A 13,756-nucleotide genomic window follows, 5' to 3' on the forward strand; every position below is an offset into this window, starting at 1 on the left:
TGACCGCACCGCGACTATTCTCCCACCGGCTAGCCCTTAAATCCTATCGCTGCCTATTTTTTCTTGTCTCGCCGTCCCTGACGGACCCGTCCACACGCGGGCTTGGCACCGGCCGGCCGACCCTGTACCCCGCTCCCCCAGCACTCTCAGCGGGATGAGGACGATGCGGCTCGTCGTGGTCGGCGCCGACGGGCGCATGGGGCGGATGCTGATCCGCGCGGTGGCGGAGGCGGACGGGTGCTCCCTCGCCGGGGCGATCGAGCGCGCGGGCTCGGCCGCGCTCGGGCAGGATGCCGGCACGCTCGCCGGCCTGCCCCCCCTCGGCGTGCCCGTGACCGACGACCCGCTGCCCGTCTTCGCCGCCGCCGAGGGCGTGCTCGACTTCACCACACCCGCCGCCACCACCCACTTCGCCGAGCTCGCCGCGCAGGCGCGCATCGTGCACGTCGTCGGCACGACCGGCCTGTCGGAGGGCGACCTCGCCAAGCTCGCGGCCGCCGCCCACCACGCCCGCATCGTGCGCTCGGGCAACATGTCGCTCGGCGTCAATCTCGTGGCGAGCCTCGTGCGCAAGGTCGCCGCCGCGCTCGGCGAGGAGTTCGACATCGAGATCGTCGAGATGCACCACCGCATGAAGGTCGACGCGCCGTCCGGCACCGCCCTCCTCCTCGGCGAGGCCGCGGCCGAGGGGCGCGGCGTCCGCCTGCCCGACGTCCGGGTCTCGACCCGCGACGGACAGACGGGCGCGCGGCGCCCCGGCGACATCGGCTTCGCGACCCTGCGGGGCGGCACCGTCGTCGGCGACCACAGCGTCACCTTCGCGGGGCCGGGCGAGCGGATCACGCTCAGCCACCACGCGGAGGACCGGGGCATCTTCGCCCGCGGCGCCGTGAAGGCGGCGCTCTGGGCCTTTCCGCAGAGGCCCGGGCTCTACAGCATGACAGACGTCCTCGGCCTGTAACCGAGCCCAAGCTTCAGCCCTCCCGCCCCCTCTGCTAGAGCGCGGTCGAGACGCCCCGACCGAACCGCACAAGGAACCGTCCCGATGGACCGCCTGCTCGTCCTCGCTCGCCACGGTCAGAGCGAGTGGAACCTGAAGAAGCTGTTCACCGGCTGGCGCGACCCGGACCTGACCGAGCTCGGCATCGAGGAGGCCCGCAAGGCCGGGCGCTGGCTGCGCGACCAGGGCTACGGCTTCGACGTCGCCTTCACCTCGAACCTGAAGCGGGCGCAGCGCACCTGCTCCCTGATGCTCGGCGAGATGGATCTCTCCGACATCGAGGTGGTCCGCTCCCAGGCCCTCAACGAGCGGGATTACGGCGACCTGTCCGGCCTCAACAAGGACGATGCCCGCGACCGCTGGGGCGACGAGCAGGTGCACAAGTGGCGCCGCTCCTACGACGTGCCGCCCCCCGGCGGCGAGAGCCTCAAGGACACCGCCGCGCGCGTCCTGCCCTACTACATCGAGACGATCCTGCCCCGCGTGATGGCGGGCGACCGGGTGCTGGTGGCCGCCCACGGCAATTCGCTGCGCGCCCTCGTCATGGTCCTCGACCGGATGACGCCCGCCACCATCGCGGGGCTCGAGATCGCCACCGGCATCCCCCTCGTCTACCGCCTCAAGGCCGACACCACGGTCCTGATGAAGACCGTGCTGGAGCGCGACATCGATCAGGATTGAGGCGGGCGGGGCGCGCCGCGCGCAGGGTTCGCGGGGTGGCTCGGGGGCGACGGCGCGCAGATCGTTGCCGATCCCTCCCAAGTTTTCATTGCCAAAGAATTTGGAATGACTTTAAACGGCTGAGTGGAATGTGCGGCCGAGCTTCGGCCTCCGAGGGTGTCCGGCGGGTATGACGAGCGGCTTGCGAGGGACCAGAGGGACCAGCAGGCAGGAGGGCGCGGACGACATCCCCCGTCTCGACCGGGACGGTCTCTCGGCCGCTCTGCGCGATCACCTCTCCCTGCCGCTGCGCGATTATTTCCAGCTCACGGAGCAGGAGCCGCTCACCCCCCGCCTCGCGGGCCTCGTGACGCGCTTCGAGGCGGCGCTGGCCGCGCGCGGGGCTGCGGTCGCGAGCGGCTTCCGCGACGACCTGATCCGGTCGTTGCCGGCCCTGCGCACCTTCGCGCTCTCCCTCTGCGGCAATGTCAGCCGGGTCGACGACCTCGTTCAGGAGACGATGATCAAGGCCTGGGCGAACCAGGATCGCTTCCGGCCCGGCACCAACTTCACGGCGTGGCTGTTCACCATCCTGCGCAACCAGTTCTACACCGAGTTGCGGCGGGCCAAGCGCGAGGTCGAGGACGCGGACGGCACCCATGCCGGCCAGCTCACCGCCCCGGCCGACCAGGAGGACGCCTCGACGCTCCGGGCCGTCTGGGAGAGGATCGCGGCCCTGCCCCTGCCGCAGCGCCAGGCCCTGATCCTCGTGGGCGCCGAGGGCTGCACCTACGAGGAGGCGGCCGCCCGGCTCGGCTGCCAAGTCGGAACCGTGAAGAGCCGGGTCAGCCGGGCCCGGGCCACCCTCTCGGGCGCGCTCGGGGCGCGCGTCGACGGCGCCGTGCCGGCCTGAGCTCTCAGCCCGGCTCCGGCTCGCGCGCGTGCGCCTGTCCCTGGGCCTCTGCGCCGGCCGGGCAGTCGGGAAAGGGCTGCCAGTCGGTGAAGGCGTCCTGCGGGTAGCTGTGCTCGCAGGAGGCGACCCGCCAGGGCCGAGCATCGCCGAAGCGGCGCGGATCCCAGCGGATCACCGCGCGCCGGTCCGGATCGTGCCGGTCGATCGCGATGATCCACCGGCCATCCCGAGGGGCCCTGTCCATGGGCCGCCAGCTCATCATCCTGCGCTCCCCTGCCTACCCCTGCCGACGGACGATGGGAACGCGCGGAGGGCGGAAACCGTTCGGTCCCCTCCCGCGCGAGGTCCTCGCGAGGGCAGGCCCCTGTCGCGGGCCATCGTCGGGCCGGGCTGTCCGGCCCCGCTTTCCCGCGCCCGGCGCCGGCCCGGCCCGGCCCGCAGGGGGGTGGGCCGACAGGAGAGACGAATGCGACCATTCTCGTCTGCGCCGAGCCGCGCGCGGGGCAGGGATGCCGGGCCCGATCGCCCGGACGATCGCCCGTCGCGCCCGTCGAGGGGCCGCCGGTGACGGGCGGGGTCGCGCTCGCGCCGGGGCTGATCCACCATCCGGGGCATCTCGACGCGGCGGCGCAGGCCGAGCTCGGGCGCGAACTCGCGGGCGGGCTTGCATGCGCCCCGTTCTACACGCCCCGCATGCCGCGCACGGGACGCCCCTTCTCGGTGCGGATGAGCAATCGCGGCCCGCTCGGCTGGGTCTCGGACGCGGACGGCTACCGCTACCAGCCCCGGCACCCGGAGACGGGCGCGCCCTGGCCTGAGATCCCGGCCGTCGCACGGGCGGCCTGGGAGCGGCTCGCCGCCGACGCGCCGCCGCCCGAGGCCTGCCTCGTCAACCTCTACGCCCCCGGCGCGCGGATGGGCCTGCACCAGGACCGGGACGAGGAGGATCTCGACGCCCCCGTCCTGTCCCTCTCCCTCGGGGCCCCGGCCCTGTTCCGCTACGGCGGCACGAGGCGGGGCGACCCGACACGGTCCGTCCGGCTCGAACCGGGCGACGCCCTGGTGATCGGCGGACCCTCCCGCCTCGCCTTCCACGGGATCGACCGCATCCTCGCCGAGGCGGCGGACCTCCTCGCGGAGCCGGCGGCGCCGCGCCCGGACTTCCTGCCGCCGGGCTGGCGCTGCAACCTGACCCTGCGCCGCGTGACGCGGCTGGGAGGGACTCCCGCGGCTTGACACCGGCGCCACGGGCGCCGACGCATCGCATCCGGAGGAGACGCGCCCGGGCAGCGGCGCCGGTCCCCGAATCCTCGGACGAACCGGGGCGAGAAGCGGAGAATCCTGTTCGATGCGGCTGCGTCACGCCACCTCTCTCCCTGCGCGCCCGATCGCAGGTGTCCTCGCCCTCGGCCTCGCCGCCCTCCTGTGCGGGCCGGCGCTGGCCGAGCCGATCTTCCCCTCGGGCTCCCGCTTCGGCTTCGAGCCGCCCTCCGACATGGCGCCCTCGCGCCGCTTCTCCGGCTTCGAGCGCAAGGAGGGGGGCGCCACGGTCTCGGTGGTCGAGTTGCCGGCGGCGGCTTTCGGGGATCTCGAGAAGAACTTCACCGACGAGAACCTGAAGAGCCAGGGCTTCGTGGTGCAGAAGCGCGAGGCGCTGAAGGTCGCGGGCGGGGCCGACGCGGTGCTCTTCACGGGCGAGCAGCCGCCGGAGGGCGGCGCGGCGGGTCCCGCGGTTCAGAAATGGCTTCTCCTCGTCGGCGATCCGACCGTCACCGGCATCATCATCGCCCAGGCGTTGCCCGGCGCCGAGACCGAGGAGACCATGCGCGGCATGGTGACGGGGGTGACGATCCGGCCCGCGCTCAGCCTCGACCAGCAGGTCGAGTCCCTGCCCTTCCGCATCGCGAACCCGGCCGGCTTCCGGCCCGTGCGGGTGCTCGGCGGCAATTCGGTGCTGCTGACGCAGGGCCCGAAGGACCAGATGGTCAGCCTGGAGCAGCCGATCCTGGTTCTGGCCCAGGCCGTGCAGCCGCCGCCGGCTCCCGAGCAGCGCGACGGCTTCGCCCGCGCCGCCCTCTACGCCAACCAGACCATGAAGGATTTCGTGATCGAGCGCTCGCAGAGCTACCGGCAGAACGGCGTCGACTGGCACGAGATCGTGGCCCGGGCCACCGACCTGCCGACCAACGTGCCCGTCGTCGTCTCGCAGACGATCCGCTTCGCGCCGGACGGCTACCTGCGCGCGGTCGGCGTCGTGCGCGAGGACCAGCGCGAGGGCACGCTGGCGAAGTTCCGCGAGGTCGTCGACAGCGTGCAGGTCAAGTAGGGCACGGCCCGCCTCAGGCGGCGATGCGCCCCTCCAGGGGGAAGACCTTGGCGGGGTTCATCAGCCAGGCCGGGTCGAACACGTTCTTGACCCGCATCTGCTGCTCCAGATCGGCCTGGTTGTACTGGAAGCGCATCAGCTCCCGCTTCTCGATGCCGACCCCGTGCTCGCCGGTGAGGCAGCCGCCGACCTCGACGCAGAGCTTCAGGATCTCGTCGCCCGCGGCTTCCGCCTTCTGCAGCTCGCCCGGCTTGTTGATGTCGAACAGGATCAGCGGGTGCAGGTTGCCGTCGCCGGCGTGGAACACGTTGGCGACGCGCAGGCCGTGGCCGGCGCAGATCGCGCCGATGCGCTCCAGCACCTCGCCGAGGCGCCCGGTCGGGATGGTGCCGTCCATGCAGACGTAGTCCGAGATGCGGCCCGTGGCGCCGAAGGCGGATTTGCGCCCCTTCCAGATCGCGGCGCTCTCCGCCTCCGAGCGGGACACCTTGAGGCTCGTCGGCCGGAAGCCCTGCGCGATCGCCGCGATGCGGCCGAGCATGTCGTCGATCTCGGCGTCCGAGCCCTCGACCTCGATGATCAGCATCGCCTCGGCGTCGCGCGGGTAGCCGGCCTGCGCGAAATCCTCGGTGATCAGGATCGCCTCGCGGTCCATGTACTCGATCGCCACGGGGATGATCCCGGCCGCGATGATCGCCGCGACGCAATTGCCCGCATCCTCCACCGAGGAGAAGCCGACGAGGACGGGCCGCGCGCCCTCCGCGGCCCGCAGGATGCGCACCGTCGCCTCGGTGACGATGCCGAGCTGCCCCTCCGAGCCGCAGATCAGCCCGAGCAGGTCGTAGCCGCCGCTGTCGAGGTGCTGGCCGCCGATCTCGACCACCGTGCCGTCGTTCATCACCAGGGTGACGCCCAGCAGGTTGTTGGTGGTCACGCCGTATTTCAGGCAATGCGCGCCGCCCGAATTCATGGCGATGTTGCCCGCGATGGTGCAGGCGAGCTGGCTCGACGGGTCGGGGGCGTAGAAGAAGCCCTCGTGACTGACCGCCCCCGAGATCGCGAGGTTGGTGATGCCCGACTGCACCCGCGCGGTGCGGTTGGCGAAATCGAGGTCGAGGACGCGGGTCATCTTGCCGACGCCGAGGATGACCGCATCCTCCTGCGCGATGGCGCCGCCGGCGAGCGAGGTGCCGGCGCCGCGGGGCACCACGCGCACGCCGTTGGCGTGGCAATAGGCCATCACCGCGGAGACCTCCTCGGTGGTCGAGGGCAGGATCACGGCGAGCGGCATCTTGCGGTAGGCCGTCAGCCCGTCCGTCTCGAAGGCGCGGCGCTCGTCCTCGCTGGTGATCAGCGCCTCCGCCGCCACGAGGGGGCGCAGCCCCTCGATGATCGCCTCGCGGCGCGCGACGATCTCCGGATCGGGGGCGGGGAAGGCGATCGACATGGCGTTCTCCCAGAGTGACCGGCCGGCGGGTCGCCCGGCCTTCAGCGCGCGCTCAGGTTCGTGCGCCCAAGATCCTGCGCGAGGTCCCGTTCGGGCCTCCGCACCGTTCTAGACGAAACCCGGACGGCGCGCATCCGGAACCGTTTTGCGGCAGAAGGGCTTCCTTTCGTCGCGGATGCCCTAGATGCCGGCCTAGCGTCGCAGTCTCGATCTGTTCTAAACGTCAAGCTCGGCTATAAGCCTCGGCGGTCTTCAACGACCGTCACCACGGAGGAAAAAAGATGCGTCACCTCATCCTCGGCGCCGCCCTCGCGCTGATGCTGCCCCTCTCCGCCCAGGCGCAGGACGCCGGCGACGCGGCGGCCGGCGAGAAGGCCTTCGCGCCCTGCAAGGCCTGCCACGCCTTCGGCAAGAACGGCGTCGGGCCCGACCTGAAGGGCGTCGTCGGCCGCAAGGCGGGCACGCACGAGGGCTACAATTACTCCGCCGCCCTGAAGGGCTCGGGCCTGACCTGGGACGAGGCGAACCTCAAGGAGTGGCTGAAGGACCCGAAGGCCAAGGTGCCGGGCAACAAGATGGTCTACCCGGGCCTGAAGGACGACAAGAAGCTCAGCGACCTGATCGCCTACCTCAAGACCCAGTCGTAAGACCCGCGCGGCACGTCCGCACGAACGAGGCCGCCTTCGCGACGCGAGGGCGGCCTTTTTCTCGACCCGTTCCGAGCTGCCGGGATGGCGCCGGCGAAGCCCGCGGTCAGGCGGCGTTGGCGCTCGCCGCCGCCAGCTTCTCGGCGCCGGTCTCCTCGTGCAGGCCCGTGCGCAGGGTGACCAGATGGTCGAGGAGGGCTTGGCGCGCCTCGAGATCGAGCCCGGTCATGCCGCCCGCCTGGTCGGGGATGCAGGCGAGCCGCTCCTGCAGGCTCCGCCCCTTCGGCGTGAGGAAGATGCTGACCTGACGCTCGTCGGCGCGGTCGCGGGCGCGGCGGACATGCCCCGAGGCCTCGAGCCGCTTCAGCAGCGGCGTCAGCGTGCCGGAATCGAGGAACAGGCGCGTGCCGATCTCCTTCACCGTCAGCCCCTCCTCCTCCCAGAGGACGAGCAGGACGAGATATTGCGGATAGGTGAGGTCGTGCTCGCTCAGGAGCGCGCGGTAGGCGCGGCCGAAGGCGTGCGCCGCAGCGTAGACGGCGAAGCAGAGCTGGTTGTTCAAGCGCTGGGCGTCGCTCGACGCCTCGGCGCTCCGTTGCGTCGACGGCGCGCCTCGCGGCCCTGCCCCGCGCGGGACTTCTCGGCCCGGCATTGGCGTCACTCCCCTCGCCGCGCCGTCGCGCGGAAAAAACTCACGATCCCCAACATCCTAGCCACATTGCATCATGTGCACAATCAAGGCACCGGCCCCAACTAGGTTGCGCGCAATCGAATAATATGCGAGACCCGGCATCAGATCGCGCGCAATCGATGTTCGGCATGCGATGCCGGACGCATCGCAAAATCCGGCCCTCTGCGAAGGGGCGCCATATCAAAGATCAATCGATGTCGCGTTTCCGCACCCCTCCCGTTGCGGTATCGATCCCCGTCGAAGGAGAGACCCATGCAAGCCCTGTATACCGCTCATGCGTACGCCACCGGCGGCCGCGAAGGCTCCGCCGCCACCGACGACGACCGCCTGTCGGTGGGACTCGCGACCCCGAAGGAACTCGGCGGTGGCGGCGGTGCCGGCACCAACCCGGAGCAGCTCTTCGCCGCGGGCTACGCCGCCTGCTTCCTCGGCGCCATCAAGTTCGTGGCCGCGCAGGACAAGGTGACGATCTCCGACGACGCCAAGGTCGAGTCGACCGTGGGCATCGGCAAGCGCGACGACGGCACCGGCTTCGGCCTGACCGTGACGCTGAAGGCCACCCTGCCCGGCATCGACCCGGACAAGGCGCGGGATCTCGTGAAGCGGGCCGACGTGGTCTGCCCCTACTCGCACGCCACCCGCGGCAACATCCGCGTCGACGTCTCGGCGGCCTGATCGGGCCGGTGCCGCACGAGGCAGAGGGCGACCCGGTAGGTGACCCGGGCGCCCTCCGCATCGAAGCGGCGCAGCACGCGGCGCAGGGCGCCCGCGGGCAGGGGCCGCCCGCCCCGCGGCGTGCCGGCCCCGATCGCCCGGAGCGCGGCGAGGAAGGCGCGCCCGTTCGGGTGCGCCTCCAGGAACGGCTCCTCCTCGACGCTCAGCGTGCAGCCGGGGGGCGCCAGCGCCCGCAGGGCCTGCAGGGTCGGGTAGGCGGGCGTGGCGGGCGCGTAGCCCAGGGCCGCGTGGGCCCGCCCCCATTCCCCGAACGTGCCGTCGGCGAGCGTCGCGAGGGCGAGCCAGCCGCCCGGGGCGAGGAGCCCGCTGAGCGTCGAGACCGCGGCGGGCAGATCCTCGAACCATTGCGCGGCGAGGCTGGAGGCGATCAGGTCGAAGCGGGGACCGGGGGCGAGGCTCGGACGCTCGCCGTCCATCACGAGATAGCGCAGATCCGCGCCCTCCGGCGCCCGCGCCTTCGCCCGCGCAACCATGCCGGGGGCGATGTCGGTGGCGAGAAGCGCGCGGGGTGCGAGCCGGTCCCGCAGGGCCTGCGTCAGCAGGCCGGTGCCGCAGCCGATCTCCAGCACGCGGGGGCGGGGCGCCAGCGGCAGGCCGGCGATCCGTTCCGCGAGGTGCCCGGCGACCCGCGCCTGAACCTCGGCGGCCCGGTCGTAGCCTTCGGCGCCGTCGAAGGCGCGCGCGACGGCCTGCTTCCATGACGACATCGGCGGGTTTCGGGACGGTTCGAGCGCGGGAGCCGACCGCTTAGCGCGGGGTGGAGTCGCGCTCAACCCGGCGCGGTCCGGGAGAGGTCCGGACCGCGCCGCGTCACGCCTCCGCCGGCCTCTCGTTCGCCTCGTCCATGAGCGGGTGCAGGTCGCGCACCATGCCCTTCAGGCGCTCGTCGAGGACGTGCGTGTAGATCTGGGTCGTCGAGATGTCGGCATGGCCGAGCAGTTCCTGCACGATGCGCAGGTCCGCCCCGTTCTGCAGGAGATGGCTCGCGAAGGCGTGGCGCAGGACGTGGGGGCTGACGTGGTCGGCGCGCAGGCCGGCCGCGCCCGCCACGGCCTTCAGGTCGCGGGCGAAGGCTTGCCGCGTGAGGTGCCCGCTCTCGCTGTCGGAGGGGAACAGCCAGGTCTGGTCGGCGGGGCTCGCGGGGAGGTGCTCGCGCATGGCGGCCCGCGCCATCTCGGTGAGCGGCACCAAGCGCTCGCGGCCGCCCTTGCCCTTGACCACGAGGAAGCGCTCGCGCGCCGAGGCGGCCGTGCGCGGCAGCGCGATCAGCTCCGAGACGCGCAGGCCCGTGGCGTAGAGAAGCTCGATCAGGCACAGCATCCGCCGCGCCCGCGCGCGCTCCCCGGGGGAGGCGTCGGGGATGCTCGCCTGCGCGCGCGCCGCGGCGAGCAGGCGGTCGACCTCGGCGACCGAGAGCACCTTCGGCAGGGCGCGCCCGCGGCGCGGGCCGGAGACGGGCGCGCTCGGGTCCCCCTCGGCCATGCCCTCCGCGTAGAGGAACTTGTGGAAGCCGCGGATGCAGGAGAGGCGCCGGGCGGCCGACGAGCTCTTCAGCCCCCGCGTCTCCAGCCCCGCCATGTAGGCCCGCAGGGTCCCCGCCTCGGCCTCCGCCGGCTCGACCCCCTCCTCGGAGAGGAAGTCGAGATAATCGTCGAGGTCGCGCCGGTAGGCGTCGAGGGTGTTGCGTGCCGCGCCCCGCTCGGCGGCCAGCATGTCGAGATAGGCGGCGATCTCGGGGGCCGGCCCGGGCCGCCGCTCGGGCTGACCTTTCGCCGGTCCGTCGGCCGCGCGCCCCCGCGTCACCGGTTGCCCGGCTGGAGCTTCGCGGCGGGGATCGGCACGCTCATCTCCCGCGGGGTCGGCTCGACGAAGGTCGCCAGGGCGAACATGCCGGCGAAGACGAGGCCGGCCAGGATCGCCAGGGTGGCGATGAAACGGAACAGGGTCGGCACGTCGGGCGAACCTCGGGCGGGAGCGGGTGTTGCACTGCGGCGTCAAGGGGTTCCATCACGCGGGCAGGCCGCTGGCAAGGCCCGCGAAGCCACAGCCGGGGTCTCGCTGCGTGCGGCCGGGCTCTCGCGCGCGCATTGCGCGCCCGGCTCGGATGCGGGCATGTCGGCTGTTTCACGCCCGCGGCAAAACGCGGTAAGACCCCCGGATCCCGTGCAGACTGGTCCATGCGTAGATCCGAGCCATGACAGAGCCTGAACCGGCAGGCGAACCGATCGAAGTGCGTCTGCGCCACGCCCTCGGGCCGCGGTCGATCGTGCTCGTCGGTCTGATGGGCGCGGGCAAGAGCACGGTCGGCCGGCGCCTCGCCAGCCGCCTCGGCATGATCTTCAAGGACGCCGACAACGAGATCGAGGCGGCCGCCGGGCTCACCATCCCCGACATCTTCGCGATCTACGGGGAGCCGAGCTTCCGCGAGGGCGAGGAGCGGGTGATCTCGCGGCTGATCCGCGAGGGCCCGATGGTGCTCGCCACGGGCGGGGGCGCCTTCATGCGCGATTCGACCCGCGCGCGGATCGCCGAGGGCGGCATCTCGGTCTGGCTCAAGGCCGATCTCGACGTGCTGATGCGACGGGTGCGCAAGCGCGGCAACCGGCCCCTCCTGCAGACGGAGGATCCGGAGGAGACCATGCGCCAGCTCATGGAGGCGCGCCACCCCGTCTACGGCGGAGCCGACGTGATGGTGCTCTCCCGCGACGTGTCCCACGACCGGGTGGTGCAGGACGTGCTCGAAGCCCTCGACACCCACCTCACCGGCCCCACCAACCGAGGCGTCGCCGCCCAGTGACCGAGACTGTGACCGAGACCGGGGCCGAGGCCATCCGGCAGCCCCTCACCGTTCACGTCCCCCTCGACGGGGGGCGCGACTACGACATCCTGATCGGGCGGGGGCTGCTCGCGGGCGCGGGCGCCCGCGTGGCGGCGCTCGGCGCGCGGGCGGCCGTCATCGTGACCGACGAGACGGTGGCCGGCCTCTACGGCGACCGGGTGCGCGCGAGCCTCGAGGCGGCGGGCCTGCGCTCCGGCGTGATCGCGGTGGCGCCGGGCGAGGCCTCGAAATCCTACGCGACCTACGCGGCCGTCTCGGACGGGCTCCTCGCCCACAGGGTCGAGCGCAACGACCTCGTCGTGGCCCTCGGCGGCGGCGTGGTGGGCGATCTCGCCGGGTTCGCCGCCGCGACGCTCCGGCGGGGCGTGCGCTTCGTGCAGGCCCCGACGACCCTGCTCGCGCAGGTCGATTCCTCGGTCGGCGGCAAGACCGGCATCAATTCGCCCCTCGGCAAGAACCTGATCGGCGCCTTCCACCAGCCTCGCCTCGTGCTCGCCGACACCGCCGCCCTCGATACGCTCACCGAGCGCGAGATGCGGGCGGGCTACGCGGAGGTGGCGAAATACGGCCTCATCGGCGATGCGGGCTTCTTCGCGTGGTGCGAGGCGAACTGGCGCGGCATCTTCGCGGGCGAGGCCCAGCGCGACGAGGCGGTGGCGATCTGCTGCCGCGCCAAGGCCGGCGTGGTGGTCCGCGACGAGCGCGAGGACGGGGAGCGGGCCTTGCTCAACCTCGGCCACACGTTCGGACACGCCCTGGAGCGCCTGACGGGCTACGATTCCGGGCGCCTCGTCCACGGGGAGGGCGTCGCGATCGGCCTCGCGCTCGCCTTCCGCTTCTCGGCCCGGCTCGGCCTCTGCCCCGGCCAGGAGGCGGGGCGTGTCGCCAACCACTTGGCGCTCGCCGGCCTGCCGACCCGCCTGCAGCAGGTGCCGGGCGGCTGCGGCGGCGCGGAGGCGATCCTCGACGCCATGGCCCAGGACAAGAAGGTCCGCGACGGGGCCCTGACCTTCATCCTCGCCCGCGGGATCGGGCAGAGCTTCATCGCGCCGGGCATCGACCGGGCGGAGGTGCGTGCCTTCCTCGACGACGAATTGCGGGCGGATTGAGGGAGGGGCCGCCTCCGGCCCCTCCCCGCTCAGCGCGACTCCTTAACCCTCCGGCGCCTAACATCCCGCATCACGGGCGCCGCGACGGGTTCAGCCAGATGAGCGTATCGACGGTCGGGGGAGCGCCGCGGGGCGAGCTCTCGGCGCTCCTGACGAGCGATGCCCGGCTCCGCGCCTTCGCCCGGCGCGCCGCCCTCGCCCTCGTGCCGCTGACCCTCCTCATCGCCTTCGGGCTCCTCGGCACCGGGCCGCTGCCGGGGCGGAACTGGCTCGGGGACCTCCTCGGCTACGACTTCTCGCAGGTCTGGCTCGCCGGGCGCGGGGCGCTGGAGGGGCGGGCGGCGGGTGCCTACGACCTCAACGCCCATCTCGCCGCGCAGGCCGCCGCCTTCGGCCCCGACGCGGACCGCTTCGCGTGGCACTACCCGCCCGTCTTCCTGCTGCCGGCCGCCTTCCTCGGCCTCCTGCCCTACGGCGCCGCCTTCCTGCTCTGGATGCTCGTCACCCTCGGCCTGTTCGCCCTCGCCCTCCGGCAGGCGACGGGCAGCCGCGACGGCGTGCTGATCGCCTGCGCCCACCCCCTCGTCCTGTGCAACCTCGCCTACGGGCAGAACGGGCTCCTCACCGCCGGCCTCCTGACGCTCGGCGCGCTCCTCGTCGACCGGCGGCCCGTGCTGGCGGGCCTCCTCCTCGCCTGCGTCGCCTACAAGCCGCAGCTCGCCGCCCTCGCCCCCGCCCTCCTGCTCGTCACCGGCCGCTGGCGGGCGCTCGCCGCCTGCGCCGCCGGCGTCGCGGGGCTGTGCGCCCTCTCCTGCCTCGCCTTCGGCCTCGCGCCCTGGCAGGCCTTCCTCGCCACCCTCGCCGAGACGAACCGCATCGCCCTGCGGGAGGCGTGGTCCGGGCTCGACATCAACGCCAGCGCCTTCGGTGCGGTGCGCCTCCTCGGCGGCTCGCTCGCCTCGGCCTGGGCCGGGCAGGTCGCCGTGGCCCTCCTGGCGGTCGGCACGGCGTGGCGGGTCTGGGCGGGCGGGGCGCCCCTGACCCTGCGGGCGGCGGCGCTGCTCGCCGCGGCCCCCCTCGTCTCGCCCTACGTCCCCCTCTACGACCTCGCGCCGCTGGTGCCCGCGAGCGCGCTCCTCGCGATCGAGGCGCATCGCCGCGGCGGCCTCACCGGGGCCGAGCGGGCGCTCCTGATCGCCTCCCCGCTCGCCGCGGCCGCGCTCCGCCCGGTCGCCGGCGCGACCGGCCTCTCCCTCGGCCTCGCCCTCGCCCTCGCCACCCTCGCCCTCGTCGCGGCCCGGGCGCTGCCGCGGCGCGTGCCCGGCCCGGTCCCGTCGGGCGCCGGGGCCCGCTAGGGGGCGTCGGACCGGGCCGCGGCGGACCGGGAAC

At 73.1% G+C, this 13,756-nt stretch carries 16 protein-coding genes; 10 read left to right on the forward strand and 6 right to left on the reverse strand.

The window, feature by feature from the left end; genetic code table 11:
* Positions 1–163: 163 nt before the first annotated feature.
* From dapB to J2X36_RS00440, 3 genes are all read left to right on the forward strand, one after another.
* A complete protein-coding gene (dapB, locus tag J2X36_RS00430) occupies positions 164–961 on the forward strand; it encodes a 4-hydroxy-tetrahydrodipicolinate reductase (protein WP_132251933.1) in 798 nt (265 codons plus the stop codon).
* Positions 962–1,045: 84 nt separating this feature from the next.
* Positions 1,046–1,681: a 2,3-bisphosphoglycerate-dependent phosphoglycerate mutase gene (locus J2X36_RS00435; protein WP_132251931.1), complete on the forward strand. Its 636-nt coding sequence runs from the start codon at positions 1,046–1,048 to the stop codon at positions 1,679–1,681.
* Positions 1,682–1,850: 169 nt separating this feature from the next.
* Positions 1,851–2,573: a sigma-70 family RNA polymerase sigma factor gene (locus tag J2X36_RS00440; RefSeq protein ID WP_132251929.1), complete on the forward strand. Its 723-nt coding sequence runs from the start codon at positions 1,851–1,853 to the stop codon at positions 2,571–2,573.
* 4 nt (positions 2,574–2,577) lie between these two features.
* Here the strand turns inward: J2X36_RS00440 and J2X36_RS00445 are convergent, their stop codons facing one another.
* Positions 2,578–2,817, reverse strand: a complete 240-nt coding sequence (locus tag J2X36_RS00445; RefSeq protein WP_310344640.1) for a hypothetical protein — start codon at positions 2,815–2,817, stop codon at positions 2,578–2,580.
* Between the two features lie 320 nt (positions 2,818–3,137).
* Here J2X36_RS00445 and J2X36_RS00450 point away from each other — a divergent pair, with 320 nt between their 5' ends.
* Positions 3,138–3,809, forward strand: coding sequence for an alpha-ketoglutarate-dependent dioxygenase AlkB (locus J2X36_RS00450; RefSeq protein WP_310344643.1), 672 nt, complete (start codon positions 3,138–3,140; stop codon positions 3,807–3,809).
* Between the two features lie 112 nt (positions 3,810–3,921).
* Positions 3,922–4,899 carry a hypothetical protein gene (locus tag J2X36_RS00455; protein WP_310344646.1) on the forward strand — a complete coding sequence of 326 codons (978 nt, stop codon included), beginning with the start codon at positions 3,922–3,924 and terminating at the stop codon, positions 4,897–4,899.
* A gap of 13 nt (positions 4,900–4,912) precedes the next feature.
* Here J2X36_RS00455 and J2X36_RS00460 read toward each other — a convergent pair whose 3' ends face one another.
* Positions 4,913–6,346 carry an FAD-linked oxidase C-terminal domain-containing protein gene (locus J2X36_RS00460; RefSeq protein ID WP_310344648.1) on the reverse strand — a complete coding sequence of 478 codons (1,434 nt, stop codon included), beginning with the start codon at positions 6,344–6,346 and terminating at the stop codon, positions 4,913–4,915.
* A 281-nt stretch (positions 6,347–6,627) separates the two neighbouring features.
* Here J2X36_RS00460 and J2X36_RS00465 point away from each other — a divergent pair, with 281 nt between their 5' ends.
* On the forward strand, positions 6,628–6,993 hold the full coding sequence (locus J2X36_RS00465; protein ID WP_132251920.1) for a cytochrome c family protein: 366 nt from the start codon (positions 6,628–6,630) through the stop codon (positions 6,991–6,993).
* A gap of 106 nt (positions 6,994–7,099) precedes the next feature.
* Here J2X36_RS00465 and J2X36_RS00470 read toward each other — a convergent pair whose 3' ends face one another.
* On the reverse strand, positions 7,100–7,645 hold the full coding sequence (locus J2X36_RS00470; RefSeq protein ID WP_132251918.1) for a MarR family transcriptional regulator: 546 nt from the start codon (positions 7,643–7,645) through the stop codon (positions 7,100–7,102).
* 291 nt (positions 7,646–7,936) lie between these two features.
* Here J2X36_RS00470 and J2X36_RS00475 point away from each other — a divergent pair, with 291 nt between their 5' ends.
* Positions 7,937–8,359, forward strand: coding sequence for an organic hydroperoxide resistance protein (locus tag J2X36_RS00475; protein WP_310344658.1), 423 nt, complete (start codon positions 7,937–7,939; stop codon positions 8,357–8,359).
* Here J2X36_RS00475 and J2X36_RS00480 read toward each other — a convergent pair.
* The 3 genes from J2X36_RS00480 to J2X36_RS00490 all read right to left on the reverse strand — a co-directional run bounded on the left by J2X36_RS00480 (position 8,308) and on the right by J2X36_RS00490 (position 10,371).
* Positions 8,308–9,126 (reverse strand): methyltransferase domain-containing protein, encoded by an 819-nt coding sequence (locus tag J2X36_RS00480; RefSeq protein WP_310344661.1) that lies wholly within the window; start codon positions 9,124–9,126, stop codon positions 8,308–8,310. The two genes, J2X36_RS00475 and J2X36_RS00480, sit on opposite strands and share 52 nt — an antisense overlap.
* Before the next feature lie 103 nt (positions 9,127–9,229).
* Positions 9,230–10,150, reverse strand: a complete 921-nt coding sequence (locus J2X36_RS00485) for a site-specific tyrosine recombinase XerD (RefSeq protein WP_310345537.1) — start codon at positions 10,148–10,150, stop codon at positions 9,230–9,232.
* 68 nt (positions 10,151–10,218) lie between these two features.
* The gene (locus J2X36_RS00490) at positions 10,219–10,371 is read right to left on the reverse strand and encodes a histidine kinase (protein WP_132251912.1); all 153 of its coding nucleotides are present in this window, start codon (positions 10,369–10,371) and stop codon (positions 10,219–10,221) included.
* Between the two features lie 242 nt (positions 10,372–10,613).
* Here J2X36_RS00490 and J2X36_RS00495 point away from each other — a divergent pair, with 242 nt between their 5' ends.
* The 3 genes from J2X36_RS00495 to J2X36_RS00505 all read left to right on the forward strand — a co-directional run bounded on the left by J2X36_RS00495 (position 10,614) and on the right by J2X36_RS00505 (position 13,722).
* A complete protein-coding gene (locus J2X36_RS00495) occupies positions 10,614–11,216 on the forward strand; it encodes a shikimate kinase (protein WP_310344666.1) in 603 nt (200 codons plus the stop codon).
* Positions 11,213–12,367, forward strand: a complete 1,155-nt coding sequence (gene aroB, locus J2X36_RS00500) for a 3-dehydroquinate synthase (RefSeq protein ID WP_310344669.1) — start codon at positions 11,213–11,215, stop codon at positions 12,365–12,367. Before J2X36_RS00495 ends, aroB begins: the two co-directional genes overlap by 4 nt.
* Positions 12,368–12,465: 98 nt before the next feature.
* Positions 12,466–13,722 carry a glycosyltransferase family 87 protein gene (locus tag J2X36_RS00505; protein WP_310344672.1) on the forward strand — a complete coding sequence of 419 codons (1,257 nt, stop codon included), beginning with the start codon at positions 12,466–12,468 and terminating at the stop codon, positions 13,720–13,722.
* Positions 13,723–13,756 lie beyond the last annotated feature (34 nt).

It is taken from the genome of Methylobacterium sp. BE186 (genome assembly GCF_031457035.1).
GTDB lineage: Bacteria > Pseudomonadota > Alphaproteobacteria > Rhizobiales > Beijerinckiaceae > Methylobacterium > Methylobacterium segetis.